This is a genomic window from Acinetobacter baumannii (assembly GCF_009759685.1).
In the GTDB taxonomy this organism is placed as follows: domain Bacteria; phylum Pseudomonadota; class Gammaproteobacteria; order Pseudomonadales; family Moraxellaceae; genus Acinetobacter; species Acinetobacter baumannii.
On record NZ_CP046654.1, the window covers coordinates 861370 to 876021 of the forward strand.

At 40.2% G+C, this 14652-nt stretch carries 18 protein-coding genes; 1 reads left to right on the top strand and 17 read right to left on the bottom strand.

Going from position 1 to position 14652, the window contains the following annotated elements:
* Positions 1 to 120: 120 nt before the first annotated feature.
* From GO593_RS04035 to GO593_RS04055, 5 genes are all read right to left on the bottom strand, one after another.
* The gene (locus GO593_RS04035) at positions 121 to 2316 is read right to left on the bottom strand and encodes a TRAP transporter large permease subunit (RefSeq protein ID WP_001158905.1); all 2196 of its coding nucleotides are present in this window, start codon (positions 2314 to 2316) and stop codon (positions 121 to 123) included.
* Between the two features lie 187 nt (positions 2317 to 2503).
* On the bottom strand, positions 2504 to 3070 hold the full coding sequence (gene rrtA / locus GO593_RS04040) for a rhombosortase (RefSeq protein WP_000651536.1): 567 nt from the start codon (positions 3068 to 3070) through the stop codon (positions 2504 to 2506).
* A gap of 78 nt (positions 3071 to 3148) precedes the next feature.
* On the bottom strand, positions 3149 to 4231 hold the full coding sequence (locus tag GO593_RS04045) for a hypothetical protein (RefSeq protein ID WP_000049103.1): 1083 nt from the start codon (positions 4229 to 4231) through the stop codon (positions 3149 to 3151).
* A gap of 769 nt (positions 4232 to 5000) precedes the next feature.
* A complete protein-coding gene (locus GO593_RS04050) occupies positions 5001 to 5390 on the bottom strand; it encodes a membrane protein (RefSeq protein ID WP_000607073.1) in 390 nt (129 codons plus the stop codon).
* Between the two features lie 6 nt (positions 5391 to 5396).
* Positions 5397 to 5654 (bottom strand): FAD assembly factor SdhE, encoded by a 258-nt coding sequence (locus GO593_RS04055; RefSeq protein WP_001288210.1) that lies wholly within the window; start codon positions 5652 to 5654, stop codon positions 5397 to 5399.
* Between the two features lie 187 nt (positions 5655 to 5841).
* On the opposite strand from GO593_RS04055, the gene GO593_RS04060 reads away from it, so the two are divergent.
* Positions 5842 to 7014, top strand: a complete 1173-nt coding sequence (locus GO593_RS04060; protein ID WP_001190553.1) for an acyl-CoA dehydrogenase family protein — start codon at positions 5842 to 5844, stop codon at positions 7012 to 7014.
* Positions 7015 to 7063: 49 nt separating this feature from the next.
* Here GO593_RS04060 and GO593_RS04065 read toward each other — a convergent pair whose 3' ends face one another.
* From GO593_RS04065 to rplR, 12 genes are all read right to left on the bottom strand, one after another.
* Positions 7064 to 8554 carry a flavin-containing monooxygenase gene (locus GO593_RS04065; RefSeq protein ID WP_000415127.1) on the bottom strand — a complete coding sequence of 497 codons (1491 nt, stop codon included), beginning with the start codon at positions 8552 to 8554 and terminating at the stop codon, positions 7064 to 7066.
* A gap of 181 nt (positions 8555 to 8735) precedes the next feature.
* Positions 8736 to 9113, bottom strand: a complete 378-nt coding sequence (gene rplQ / locus GO593_RS04070; protein WP_001216380.1) for a 50S ribosomal protein L17 — start codon at positions 9111 to 9113, stop codon at positions 8736 to 8738.
* Positions 9114 to 9131: 18 nt separating this feature from the next.
* Entirely contained in the window at positions 9132 to 10139 is a 1008-nt protein-coding gene (locus GO593_RS04075) for a DNA-directed RNA polymerase subunit alpha (RefSeq protein WP_000198631.1), read from the bottom strand.
* Positions 10140 to 10156: 17 nt separating this feature from the next.
* Entirely contained in the window at positions 10157 to 10783 is a 627-nt protein-coding gene (gene rpsD / locus GO593_RS04080) for a 30S ribosomal protein S4 (protein ID WP_000135204.1), read from the bottom strand.
* Between the two features lie 12 nt (positions 10784 to 10795).
* Positions 10796 to 11182: a 30S ribosomal protein S11 gene (rpsK, locus tag GO593_RS04085; RefSeq protein WP_001040166.1), complete on the bottom strand. Its 387-nt coding sequence runs from the start codon at positions 11180 to 11182 to the stop codon at positions 10796 to 10798.
* Between the two features lie 19 nt (positions 11183 to 11201).
* A complete protein-coding gene (rpsM, locus tag GO593_RS04090; RefSeq protein ID WP_000090815.1) occupies positions 11202 to 11558 on the bottom strand; it encodes a 30S ribosomal protein S13 in 357 nt (118 codons plus the stop codon).
* 107 nt (positions 11559 to 11665) lie between these two features.
* On the bottom strand, positions 11666 to 11782 hold the full coding sequence (gene rpmJ / locus GO593_RS04095; protein WP_000867907.1) for a 50S ribosomal protein L36: 117 nt from the start codon (positions 11780 to 11782) through the stop codon (positions 11666 to 11668).
* Between the two features lie 20 nt (positions 11783 to 11802).
* Entirely contained in the window at positions 11803 to 13122 is a 1320-nt protein-coding gene (gene secY / locus GO593_RS04100) for a preprotein translocase subunit SecY (RefSeq protein ID WP_002000592.1), read from the bottom strand.
* Between the two features lie 45 nt (positions 13123 to 13167).
* Positions 13168 to 13608 (bottom strand): 50S ribosomal protein L15, encoded by a 441-nt coding sequence (gene rplO, locus GO593_RS04105; RefSeq protein WP_000175340.1) that lies wholly within the window; start codon positions 13606 to 13608, stop codon positions 13168 to 13170.
* A gap of 3 nt (positions 13609 to 13611) precedes the next feature.
* Positions 13612 to 13788, bottom strand: a complete 177-nt coding sequence (gene rpmD / locus GO593_RS04110; RefSeq protein WP_000849088.1) for a 50S ribosomal protein L30 — start codon at positions 13786 to 13788, stop codon at positions 13612 to 13614.
* A gap of 6 nt (positions 13789 to 13794) precedes the next feature.
* Positions 13795 to 14292 carry a 30S ribosomal protein S5 gene (rpsE, locus tag GO593_RS04115; RefSeq protein WP_001141025.1) on the bottom strand — a complete coding sequence of 166 codons (498 nt, stop codon included), beginning with the start codon at positions 14290 to 14292 and terminating at the stop codon, positions 13795 to 13797.
* A gap of 2 nt (positions 14293 to 14294) precedes the next feature.
* Positions 14295 to 14645 carry a 50S ribosomal protein L18 gene (gene rplR / locus GO593_RS04120; protein ID WP_001003194.1) on the bottom strand — a complete coding sequence of 117 codons (351 nt, stop codon included), beginning with the start codon at positions 14643 to 14645 and terminating at the stop codon, positions 14295 to 14297.
* Positions 14646 to 14652: the final 7 nt, after the last annotated feature.

Consider the following 14652-nt stretch of genomic DNA (forward strand, 5'->3'; position numbering starts at 1 on the left):
AAAAGCTAATTCACTCTGAGCTAGCTTTTTATTTACTAAAAATTTATATGTTCAAAATAACTACCACATAAAAAAACACCCTCTTAAAGAGAGTGTTTTTGCTCGGCTTATATATTTAAATTACTTATACCAACCAAATAATTTCAGTATTAGTGGTGCATAAGTTACCAATACCAATGATGAGAACAAGACAATAATTGGTAATAACCAGCGTTCATATCGGTAGTAGAAACTTGTGTACTTCTCTTTGGCTTCTGCATCGGCAGCATTCACCTCATCATCACCAACGGATAACCGCGTTAATAGATGGTTCAAGGCAACTGGCGGCGTTACATAACCAAATTCGAATGCGACCAATACAATCATCCAGAAGTGAATTGGATGAATACCATTTTCGTAAGCTACAGGAGCAATAGTTGCTGCCACTAAAATTACGGCACCAAATGGATCTGTACACATACCAATAATTGCAAGTAACAGTGCAATACATGCCAGTGATATATAGATACTGCCTAAATGAGTTGGTAATAATTCGACCACTTCAGAGCGTTCAATTAAGCCGCCTACACTTGCAGACAATGCCATCAAAATAATTAAGGCACCGATATGTCCCACTGTTTCTGATGTCGCAAAACGTAATGCACCACCAAAACCAAGACGGAATTGTGAACTATGCGGATCATGAGTCTGTAAGAACGGTGATTTCTTTTCATGCTCACGAACAATCGCCTCATGAATATTTAAAGCTGGTGCCTCTTTAGGCATAACCATTTTATCGTACAGAATCATCGCAATAAGCACGAGTGGCAGAATCACTGGTGCAGTAAATTCATTCATTCCTGTATCTAATGCATATTTATAAAATGCAAGGACAACTACAGTAATTAAGATATATGGAATAACCGGTACGAAAGCTCGTGCCATACCTGGTAGTGCCACTTTTGGCGAGTTCACACGGAACTTTTCTTCTGCCAATAAAAGGGATACACCCAAGAAAATAAATGCTGTTAGCCAGAAGACATAAATACCATGTCCGAATAATTCATCAGATGTAACATGACGACTATCCAACATCGCAATTAGAACGACCAAGAGACATGGACGTACAACCACCCCTAGGGAGCCAGACATTGCAGATACAGCTAATGCATATTGACGGCGAGCGCCTGCGTTCCAAACTTCCTTATAAATAATCGCACCAGCCGCGATAACGAAAATCCCCGAAGCACCGGTATAAGCAGTCGGTACAGCAGCAGCAATCAGAATTAACCAAGTTAAGGTTTCTGGCGCCAAGTTCCATGGACGAAGTACATTTAAGAACAAGTCCATAACACGGGTTTGCGTGAGTAACATACCCGCCCAAATAAATAAGGCAAGATTTAAGAAGATACCCGAGAACTCAACCAATAAACCAAGGTAAATCCCTTGCCCCATTGGATAATCCATAAAGAACGTGAATACAATACCTGTAATTAGTGCCATATAGGCATATAAAGGTACAGAAAGTAAGGCTAAACCTATATTACCGCCTTCACGTTTTGGTGGAGGTGAAACAAATAGTTGATACAGACTAATTAAGGTCAGAACAACAAACAGAATCATCCATATCCAGTAAATCGTTACTGTTTCATAAGTAGGTGTTACCCCGGAATTAATGACTGAACGATACTGGCTAATGACCGAGAAGCTTAGTAGCGCATTACCAATCAACATAAATAGAGAATACACTTTGTAATCTATTTTTGTTGCTGGATTACGCAAGCCAATATGGTGATATTTCAATGATGCAGTAATCGCTGAAATCAGTACCATAAAGACCAGTAAAATGGCACGGTTTTCTGTACCGAATTTAAAAATACCAAAGAAACCTGTTTCGATCGCACGATAAGTACGTACGCCCGGGTTTGCTTCGATATATTTAATAGTTTTGTCGTAAGCCTGATATTTTTCTTCACATTGCTGCTGTGCTGCTAGTAAGGATGCACGGACATCACTTTCCGATGCAGCACCAAAGAAGCTCGCAAAATCATCAGATGCATTTGCTTTCATCTGCTCTTTTACTTGAGCATCAATATTCGGATGTCGATCACAAGTCGGCTTTTCAGGCTCAGCACGCAAGAATGAATATTGCATGCCTGTAGCAGGGTCACCATAAAGACGTTCCCCGATACGTAATAATTGACCGTGGATCATTTCCCCGGTACCAATTATGAGCGTCATCAATAGTAAAATGAGGATAATGAATGTTGAGATCCATTCATTCCAGATATAACCCAGCAGACCTAATCCAGATCTTTTTTCTTGATATTCTTGCATAAATATTCCAATTTTGTTCTCTCAAATCCCTCATAACAAAGGCTTTGAGTCATGCAATTTCCTTGGTCAGGGGTATCGTCCATCCCCCTTCTACCAATCCCTTTATTCAACGATCAAATTTGCATCAAACTTTATCAATAAAGAATGACTAAAATCACTTTTTTAACAGTTTGTATTGTCAATCTTTCTATTTGAATCTTTGTATGAGCCAATAGCATCCTCCAAAGATTGCACCACCAATCGCCCCATATAGATGAGCTTCAGTTAAAACTGGACTACCAATGAGCTGGGCTGTTCCTGTTTGCCCAAATGTATTTTCCCAAATCAACTTTGCAACAATTAAACCTAAGACCAGAAATGCAAAATTCCTTTCTTTACGGTATTGCAAGTAAACCAAAGCAACTGCGGTATATAACCCATGGAGTACCCCAGAAAGGCCGGCATATGCATCGATATTGGGCAAATAAAAATAGAACACCAAGCTAATAAAAGGTGGTAAAAGAAAAAGAAGACTTAAAATGTGCCACACTTTGGTATGTGGAAATATGAAAGGCAAACACGCAAATGCCATCATATTTAAAAGAAAGTGAATCCATCCGACATGTACCCAGTGTGCTGTCCATAAACGCCAGAACTCGCCGAGTAAGCTTTCACGCCAATAGATAAAATAATCCGGAAACACCTGTAAACATGCAGAAACAGAAATGCACCCTGCGACCAAAAGCACTTTTTTATTGAGTACATGATCTTTCATAGCACACTCCTTTTAAACCAGACTCCTTACGATTACTAGAGTTAGTAACCGTAAAGAGTGAGTTCCTTCAGATCTATTTTACTGTGCTGGTGCAGTTTTCGTGTCAGCTGGGGCTTCCGATGCAGCTCCACCATCAAACAACTCATCCAATTCAGCTGAGCCTTCGTTTTTCTCATCCCAGAAATGAGACATACCGTCATCACCGGTACGAACACCAGTATGCTCAGTCCAGTAACGGTCAGAAATACCGCGCACAATTAAACCAGCCATACTATCGATTAATTTAAAGTTCGGATTGACTGGTTTGTCATCTGCTTGAGATGCAGCATAAGTTTTTAATGCATCACGGATTTTGGCATCGTCACCACTCGCTTGAGCAGCTACGGCATATAATGCATGAGATAAACGCACACCTTTTTGTTCACCAATTTGCACGGACTGTTTTAAAGTCTCATATGGATCAGGCTTCCCTTCATTAGCGCCTGGTAATAAAGTCCAGATCACTGCGCGCGTTGCATTTGGTGCGCCCCAGAATTTTTGGTTATCAAGGCAGACCATACCGCGCTCTACAATAGCAGCAATATCTTTCGGAACATTGACAGAACCGCCAGAGTTAATATCGTTGGTCACAGCTTGAAGACCACTAATCATCCCAAGTAAATATACAGTTTGGTCAATATCACTACGCATTGTTGGACAAGAATCACCTAAATGATATTTATATTTAGATTCCCAACGATCAGCAAAGAGCTTATAGCCTGCGTATTGTCGCTCAGCAGCAATTGCAGCCCAACGCTTCTGTGCAATACGTGCATCTTGAGCTTCTGTTACCTGCCCTGCTTTTGAAGCACGCAAATAACGTAATTCCTGTTCTAATGCTTGGTTTTCCGCGCATACACCTGAAGCAGCATACATTAAGACAGCAACACGAGTAGGATCTGCACCCATACCTTTAGTCGACATGATTGCAGGAGTTAAGGCACTACCAGTATTACAGACCATTTCAGCATCTTGCATTGCCAAAATAGGTGGAACGACGTGCTTTTCAAAACCTAAAGCAACATTTGCTCCACTCTTCACGACGTATGAACAACCTGATAAAACTGAAGCTGCAAGAAAACTTACCGCCAAACCTTGGCATATTTTTTGGACTTTAGACATCTTCCTGTCCTCGATGTAATTTGTTTTTTCCTTTTCAGATGTACATTAGCAGATGCATATCTTGAATAAAAGAGTAATTACTCTAATTGTAGCGCTTATACTTTGACACACTTCACAGCAGATAAAATTGACAGTTTTTCAGGGAAACAAAAATTTTAGGCAAAAAAAAGTAGCATTGCGACGGTTCAGCACATGCTACTTATTAACTGGGATAAGCTTTTAACGGCTTATATTATTGTTGTTCTAGATAATCCTTAAGTAAAGTTCCTGCTCTTCCTACTACTACAGCCATAATTACTGCAATCAACAGAAACATCCACATTGAAATCTCCATGAGAGACCTCCTTACTACATTCGCACCCAGTTAAAAACTGGACACTTGATGAAATTAATCGATTAACCAATTAGACTATTGACTGATCGATGACCTTTGCATCCTCTGTCTCTTAACTTTGCTAAGATTAACTCGGTTAAGATGTTCCCTGAGTAAAGTTCCTGCTCTTCCTATCACCACCGCCATAATTATGGCAATGACCAAGAACGACCATGTTGGCATCTCCATTTGAGACCTCCGACACACTTTACGTTGGTGTTTGTACTTTAACCGATAGAATAGTAACCATATTGAGAAATTGTCCGACAATTAACTTTCTTGCTGTTTTTTCTGTATTTTAACTAGACAATTTCAATTTCCCAAAAAGAAATAAAGTATAAAATATTGATTAATAATAATTTTAAATAAATATACAAATGTAGAATTGTCTAACAATTAATAGAGTTTTTCTAAAGTTTTAAGCTTTTTCCACTCTGCTAATGACATTTGATCAAACCAAATGATAGAAGTTAGTGTTTTATGACCTTCAAAATAGATCACTATGAAAATCTGATAATCAATTATTTTTAAAATTTTGACGCGAGAAATGGTGTTCTGTGAGTGATAAGCAAGCGACCATAGTTTTTTATCTAAATAAGCAATTTGTGCAAGCTGCGGACGCTTTAAAAAGAAAATAAAGCTGATAAATAGTAAGCTGATTACAACTAACCACCATAGTAACGGCATTAATTGATAAAATAGAACTGCTAAGCTTAAGCCAATAAAAAACTGAAATATAATCGAAAAACGACTATATTTCAGCTTAAAATTCAAATGGTTGATCAAAATAAATTAACCATGAACATAGTGTTTTAATTTATAGATAAAGTCACGTAATTCGGTACGTGGTGGTTCTGATACTTCCATAAACCAATCTAGTAAATCAGGGTCTTCCTGTTCTACCAACTCAGCAAACAATGCTTTTTCTGCCGGGTCTGCCTTTAAATAATAATTTTTCACATAAGGGTCAAAATAGACATCAATTTCCTTTAAACCACGACGTGCGCGATAGATTACTTTACGTTCTTCCAAGGTCATTTCTTCAGACATTTATTTCCCCATCTGCGTTGATAGTGCGCTTAGTTTACCTGATCACATGAGAAAGTTCGCTAAAAATATCAAATTGACCAAACTTATCACTTCACCGCCATAAATGAGCATTCATCACATTGTTAGGTCTAGTCGCTTCCCTTATGTTTAGCTCATAACATCAAGCCCAAACCAAGGAAGAAATACAATGCAATCTGGTGCTATTCGTCCCATTCCAAATATGTTACCTCGCCATTTATTTAATGAAGAACATGAAGCTTTTCGGGAAACGGTACGTAAATTCTATGAGAAAGAAGTTGTACCTAATATTGAAAAATATGAAAAACAACAACATGTTGACCGAGATCTTTGGAATAAAGCTGGTGCATTAGGTTTACTCTGTACCACCATGCCAGAACAATATGGTGGTTCAGGTGTCGATCGCCTATACAGCATGATTCTTATTGAAGAACAAGCCTATGCAATGGACTCAAGTACAGGTTTCTCACTGCATTCCGACATTGTAGCCAACTATATCAATAACTTCGGTAATGAAGAGCAAAAACAGAAATGGCTCCCTAAAATGGCTACTGGTGAGACGGTTACCGCAATTGCCATGACCGAGCCGGGAACAGGTTCAGACTTGCAAGCGGTTCGTACAACAGCCGTTCTTGATGGCGATGAATATGTCATTAATGGTTCAAAAATATTTATTACCAATGGCTATTTATGCGATATGGCAATTGTCGTTTGTAAAACGGGGAATAGCGATAAAGGATCTGCCAATTTATCACTCATTATTGTCGAAGCTAACCGTGCTGGTTTTACTAAGGGCAAACCACTTAACAAAATTGGTATGAAAGGCCAAGATACCTGTGAACTCTTCTTTGATAACGTTCGTGTTCCTAAAGTAAATCTTTTAGGTATGGAAGGCATGGGCTTTATCATGCTCATGAAAGAATTAGCGTGGGAGCGTATGCTAGTTGCTATTATCTGCCAAGCTGGGGCAGAAGCGGCATTTGCACATACTGTTCAATATACAAAAGATCGTAAAGCATTTGGCAAACCAATTGGAGCATTCCAAAATACTCGTTTTAAACTTGCCGAACTTAGAACAGAGATAGATTTCTGCCGTACCTATTTAGATCGTTGTATGGAATTACAACTCGATGAAAAATTGAGTGTTGAAGCTGCAGCGGCTGCAAAATATAAAATTTCAGATATGTTTTCAAAAGTTGTAGATGAATGTCTTCAATTACATGGTGGTTATGGCTATATGATGGAATATCCAATTGCACGCGCTTATATCGATCACCGAGCAAACCGTATTTATGCAGGCACCAATGAAATTATGAAAGAATTAATCTCTAGAACTCTTTAATCTTCATTATAAAAAGGAGGCTTATAGCCTCCTTTTTTATTTTCGAATATCAAGACACTAATTTTGGTTTACGTGTAGAAACTTCTGAATGCTTATGAAAACGTAGAACACCATCATCAAATTTTGCATTTTTTAATGATTTTCGGTCTTCAAGATAATTATTGGTTACCTGCCATGGAGCTTGTTTACCTTGTTTAGGAATCACGTCAGCAGCACGACTAATATAACCAGATGATAAGCTACCCATGACTGTGTCTTCTTCCATCACGCTCTTATCACCAGATGGAATGACTTCATCATAATTATTCTTATCCATGTAATTTAATAAACGGCAGATATAATCTGCTGCAATATCAACTTTTAATGTCCATGAAGCATTTACATAGCCAATAATCATCGCCATGTTTGGTACATCGCTGAGCATCACGCCGTTATAAAGCATGTGTTCAGATGATTTAACTGGCTCTCCATCAATAGTTGCCTGCACACCGCCCATGATTTGAACCTGCAAACCTGTTGCAGATACGATAATATCGGCATCAAGATGCTTGCCTGATTTTAATTGAATACCAGTCTCAGTAAATTTTTCAATTTGATCAGTTTCAACACTCGCCTTACCCTCACGAAGAATTTTGAATAAATCACCATCAGGAACTACGCAAAGACGCTGATCCCAAGGGTTATATGAAGGTGTAAAATGTTTCATATCAACTTTACCCTTAAGTTGCATTTCAATTGCTTTTAAGAGTAAACGACGAACTGTTTTAGGATGCTTTTGAGACAATGCATAAATTGCTCGTTGCATACCAATATTACGAGCACGCGTAAATTTATAGGCTGCTTCTTCAGACATAAATCTACGAGTTTTTTCATAGATGAAATCAATAGACGGAACAGAAGCAATATAAGTTGGTGAACGTTGTAACATCGTTACATGACCTGCTCCACCTTTTGACATTGCAGGCACCAGTGTAATTGCTGTAGCTCCGCTACCAATAATTACTACTTTTTTACCCTTATAATCCAAGTTTTCAGGCCAATGTTGTGGATGAATGAGTTGACCTTTGAAAGCTTCTTGATTTGGGAAAGCCGGCGCGTAGCCTTGGTCATAATTATAATAACCAGTACAACCTACAACGAAGTTAGCAACCCAAGTCTGCTGTTTTTTCTTATTGTCCTCGACAATAACATGCCACTTTTTCGAGGCAGAATCATAATTCGCAGAAAGGACACGATGGCCAAAATGAATTTTTTCTTTTAACTTAAACTCATCAATCACTTCCCCTAGATATCCTTTAATAGAGGCACCATCAGCGAGAACATTGGCTTTGCGCCATGGTTTAAAGTTAAAACCAAAAGTAGACATATCTGAATCAGAACGGATACCAGGATAGCGGAAAAGATCCCAAGTTCCACCAAACGATTCACGACGCTCCAAAATTTCAAACTGACGTTGTGGAGAGTTTTTAGATAAATGGGCAGCAACTCCTATTCCTGATATGCCTGCACCAATGATTAATACATCAACTTGCTTTTCCATTTTATTTTTATACCCATTGTTGAGAATATAACTTTATTAAATCACAATTTTGACAATACACAATGTCAAGTTTGACCGTTTATCCGTTTTTTTATGTCACTTGGGGACAAATTTTTAATTTTATGTTTTTTGGAAAATAAAAAAGACCGGCATAAAGCCGGTCTTTTTTGAATAATATCAATTATTCAGCTGAAGTGTTCACTTCACGATCTACAAGCTCAACGTAAGCCATCGGTGCTGCATCACCAGCACGGAAGCCCGCTTTAAGAACACGTAGATAACCGCCGTTACGTTCTTTGTAACGAGGGCCGAGTACGGTAAATAATTTACCAACAGTTGCAGCATTACGAGTACGAGCAAATGCTAAACGACGATTTGCTACAGTATCGTTTTTTGCTAGAGTGATTAAAGGCTCAGCAACACGACGTAATTCTTTAGCTTTAGGCAAAGTTGTTTTGATCAACTCATGTTCAAATAAAGAATTAGCCAAGTTTTGGAACATCGCTTTACGATGGCTGCTTGTACGGCCTAATTTCACACCACTATTACGATGACGCATGGTGATAGTCCTACTTAATTAACGGCTACGATAGGCAAAACGGTCGTCCATACGAAGACTAGCTGGTGGCCAGTTCTCAAGACGCATACCGAGTTGTAAACCTTTCGATGCCAAAACATCTTTGATCTCTGTTAACGATTTTTTACCAAGGTTAGGAGTTTTTAACAACTCAACTTCAGTACGTTGAACAAGATCACCAATGTAGTAAATATTTTCTGCTTTCAAACAGTTAGCAGAACGAACAGTAAGCTCTAGATCATCTACTGGGCGAAGCAAGATTGGGTCAACTTCTTCACGAGGTTCTTGAGCAACAGGAGTTTGGTCTTTCTGAAGATCAACAAATATTGCAATTTGTTGTTGCAAGATTGTTGCCGCTTTGCGGATTGCTTCTTCAGGATCAACCGTACCGTTGGTCTCAAGATCGATTACCAGTTTATCTAAATCGGTACGTTGTTCTACACGCGCATTTTCTACGGTGTAAGAAACACGCTTAATTGGGCTATAAGAAGCATCTAACTGTAAACGACCTACAGGACGTGTTTCGCCTTCAGGGAAACGAGAGTCAGATGTTTCATAACCACGACCTTGAGAAACTTTCAAGCGCATTTTTAATGAGCCTGTAGCACTCAAAGTACCAATTAAATGTTCTGGGTTAACCACTTCAACATTATGAGGTAAACGAAGGTCGGCAGCAGTAATGTCACCAGGACCTTGTTTTTCTAATGTTAAATAAGCTTCATTTTGATCGAACAGCTTAATAGACAATCCTTTTAGGTTCAGCAAGAGCTCGACGATGTCCTGCTGCAAGCCTTCTAAAGTACTGTACTCGTGCTCGACACCTTCTATCTCTACTTCAACCACAGCAGCGCCTGGCAAAGAAGACAATAGAATGCGACGTAAAGCATTACCTAGAGTATGGCCAAAACCACGCTCTAAAGGTTCCAGAATCACTTTTGCCGAGGTCCCGCTTACCGCTTCGACCTTGATCGCTTGCGGAGTTAGAAACTCGTTTGCAGTACGCGTCATTATTGCTACCTCAAGGATTATTTAGAATACAATTCTACAATCAAGCTTTCGTTGATTTCAGCAGGTAAATCAGAACGATCTGGTGCAGCTTTAAACGTACCTTCAAGCTTAGAGTGATCAACTTCGATCCAAGCTGGAATACCACGTTGAGCAGCCAATTCAATCGCGTTTTTAATACGCAATTGTTGTTTAGCACCTTCGTGAACCGCAATTACATCACCAGCTTTAACTTGAATAGATGCGATGTTTACACGACGACCATTCAAAGTAATGCTACGGTGACTTACTAACTGACGAGCTTCTGCACGTGTAGAACCAAAACCCATGCGATAAACAACGTTATCAAGACGGCTTTCAAGCAATTTCAACAAGTTCTCACCAGTTGCGCCTTTAACACGAGCTGCTTCTTTATAGTAGTTACTAAATTGACGCTCTAACACACCGTAAATACGACGGACTTTTTGTTTTTCACGTAATTGTAGTGAATACTCAGATTGCTTACCACCGCGAGCCTGACCATGCTGACCAGGTGCTTTGTTAGCTTTTTTAGTTTTGACGTCAAATGGTTTAACGCCAGATTTAAGTTGCAGGTCTGTCCCTTCGCGGCGAGAGAGTTTGCATTTTGGACCAATATAACGAGCCATGAATGTTTCTCCTTACACGCGACGTTTTTTAGGTGGACGGCAACCGTTGTGAGGAATTGGAGTCACATCGGTAATGCTGTTAATCTTATAACCCACTGCGCCTAATGCACGAACCGCAGACTCACGACCTGGACCAGGACCTTTTACAAGGACGTCAAGGTTTTTCAAACCGTAATCCAAAGCCGCTTTACCAGCAACTTCAGCAGCTACCTGAGCAGCAAACGGAGTTGATTTACGTGAACCACGGAAGCCTTGTCCACCTGAGGTGGCCCAAGCCAATGCATTACCTTGACGATCGGTAATCGTAACAATGGTGTTATTAAAAGACGCGTGAATGTGTGCAACACCTTCAGAGACGGTACGAGTGACCTTCTTGCGTGTGCGAGTATCTTTAGCCATCTTTTAGCTTCCAGAAATCTTACTTTTTAATCGGTTTGCGCGGACCTTTACGGGTACGTGCGTTAGTTTTGGTGCGTTGACCACGGACAGGCAAGCTGCGACGATGACGAAGGCCACGATAGCAACCTAAATCCATTAAACGTTTAATGTTCATGGAAATTTCGCGACGTAAGTCACCTTCGGTAGGAACCTTAGCAACTTCTGCACGAATCGCATCAAGCTGTGCATCGTCCAACTCACGGATCTTAGTAGTCTCAGTAATACCAACTGCAGCTAAGATGTTCTTAGCAGTGTGGCGACCGATACCAAAGATGTAAGTGAGGGAGATAACAGCATGCTTGTTATCCGGAATGTTTACACCGGCAATACGAGCCATTCACTTTTCTCCAAAAAGGCAGTAGAGATAATCAACCGCCCCACAAAAATCTTGAGGGGCGGATATTAACCCAATTCGCCTACTGAAATCAACAGGTCTTGATTAGATTAACCTTGACGCTGCTTATGACGAGGTTCTGCGCTACAAATCACGCGAATAACCCCATTACGACGGATAACTTTACAGCTACCACAAATTTTCTTTACAGAAGCTTGTACTTTCATGATGAAACCTCTAAGTGCGCTTATCCCTTAGGATGAGCAGTCGTTTTTCTCATTAATGTTTGATTGTCATATTGATGAGAAGTTAAATGCGCTTGTAGCTGAGCCATAAAGTCCATAACAACAACGACTACAATGAGTAATGAGGTACCACCCAAATAGAATGGAATACCAAAAGAACTTTGTAGAATCATTGGCATCAAACAAATGACTGTAATATAAATCGCACCAATAAACGTCAAACGATTAAGAATATGATCTAAGTAACGAGCAGTTTGCTCACCTGGGCGAATACCAGGCACATAAGCTCCGCTGCGTTTTAGATTTTCTGATACTTCCTTAGGGCTAAATACTAAAGCCGTATAAAAGTAACAGAAAAAGATAATTAACGCACCAAAGAGCACCAAATACAAAGGCTGTCCAGGCGACAATACTAAAGCTAAATCTTGTAAACTACGTTTAATTAAACCAGCATTCGGATCTGCACTTCCTACCCATTGTCCCAAACTAGCTGGGAACAAGAGTAAAGAACTCGCAAAAATCGCAGGAATCACACCAGCCATATTAATTTTCAACGGTAGATGTGTTTGCTGAGCTGTAAATATACGACGCCCTTGCTGCTTCTGTGCATAGTTTACTGGAATACGACGCTGTGCTTTTTCAATAAACACAATCGCCGCCAATACACCAAGAGACAAAAGACCAAAGATAACAAGACCAATTAAACTTGTTTGACCATTATCGACAGATGATACTGATTGCATAATTAATTTAGGCAAACCAGCAACAATACCTGCAAAAATAATCATTGAGATACCATTACCGATACCTCTTTCAGTGATCTGTTCACCTAGCCACATTAAGAACATAGTTCCTGCGACAAGTGATGTAACTGCAGGTATATAAAAAGCAAGACCACTAGATAGAGTAATACCCTGTCCAATAAGACCTGCACACATACCTACTGCCTGAACCACTGCAAGTAATAATGTACCCTGACGCGTATATTGATTAATTTTACGTTTACCTTGCTCCCCTTCCTTTTTCAAGGCTTCGAGAGAAGGAATCACTGTAGACATTAACTGCACAATAATTGATGCAGAAATATAAGGCATGATTCCCAAAGCAAGAATCGACATTCGCTCTAAAGCACCGCCAGAAAACATATTGAATAGCCCAAGAATAGTTCCTTGGTTTGCATGAAATAAATTTTCTAACGCAGCATTATTAATGCCTGGTACTGGAATATGCGCTCCTAGTCGAAAGACCAGCAATGCACCGATTAGAAAACTCATCCGGCGAATAATTTCACGATATTTCACGTGAAATGGCTGACCTTTCATCATGTTGACATGACCTGAAGAACTAGGAGACATAGACACTCGAGATTACTCCTCGACTTTGCCGCCAGCTGCTTCAATTGCAGCTTTAGCGCCTTTAGTCAATGCAACACCTTGAACAGTGAATGCACGAGTGATTTCACCAGAAAGCACGATACGAGCGCGAATTTGATCGCGACGAACAACATTCGCAGCTTTTAAAGTTTCAAGGCTAACGATGTCGCCTTCCACTTTACTTAACTCAGACAAACGTACTTCAGCAGTTTTTAAAGCGATTTGGCTAGTGAAACCGAATTTAGGTAAACGACGATAAATCGCTGTTTGACCGCCTTCGAAACCTGGACGAACGCCACCACTTTTACGTGATTTTTGACCTTTGATACCACGACCACCAGTCTTACCAACGCCAGAACCGATACCACGGCCTAAACGACGGTGTTCACGTTTTGCACCTTCTGCAGGTGCAAGCTCATTTAAACGCAGAGTCATGGCTTATTCCTCTACACTAACCATATAGTAGACTTTGTTGATCATACCACGGTTAGAAGGCGTATCTTGCACTTCTACAGTATGACCAATACGACGCAGACCTAAACCTTGTAAGCAAAGCTTGTGATTTTTCAAGCGATGTGAAGAAGATTTAGTCTGGGTAACTTTAATCGTTTTCATGATTGATTACCCTTGAATTTCTTCTACTGATTTACCACGTTTCGCAGCGACTTTCTCAGGAGAAGTCATATCACGCAAACCTTTAAAAGTTGCGTTTACTACGTTAGCAGCGTTAGTAGAACCATAACATTTAGCAAGTACGTTATGTACACCTGCAGCTTCAAGAACGGCACGCATTGCACCACCAGCGATTACGCCAGTACCTTCTGAAGCAGGTTGCATGTATACACGGCTTGCACCATGACGAGCATTCACAGGGTGTTGTAAAGTAGTACCAGCAAGGTCTACAGTGATCATGTTACGACGTGCAGCTTCAAGTGCTTTAGAAATAGCAGCTGGAACTTCACGAGCTTTACCACGACCAAAACCTACGCGACCATTACCATCGCCCACAACAGTTAATGCTGTGAAAGAGAAGATACGACCACCCTTAACAACCTTGGCTACACGATCAACGGCAACCAGCTTTTCAACGAGACCTTCGTTTTGTTCAACTTTTGCCATGATTAGAACTCCAAGCCGCCTTCACGAGCAGCATCAGCCAAGGCTTTGATACGACCATGATATTTAAAACCAGAACGGTCAAATGCAACTTTAGTAACGCCAGCTGCTTTAGCACGTTCTGCGATTAAAGCACCAACTTTCGTCGCAGCTTCAATATTACCAGTAGTACCACTACGTAAAGATGCATCTAAAGTTGAAGCTTGCGCTAAAACTTTGCCACCATCTGCTGAAATAACTTGAGCATAGATGTGACGCGGAGTGCGGTTTACACACAAACGAGTCGCACCCAATGCACGGATGTGCAAGCGTGTGCTTTTCGCACGACGCAAACGGGATTGTTTCTTTTCGTTCATAAGAACC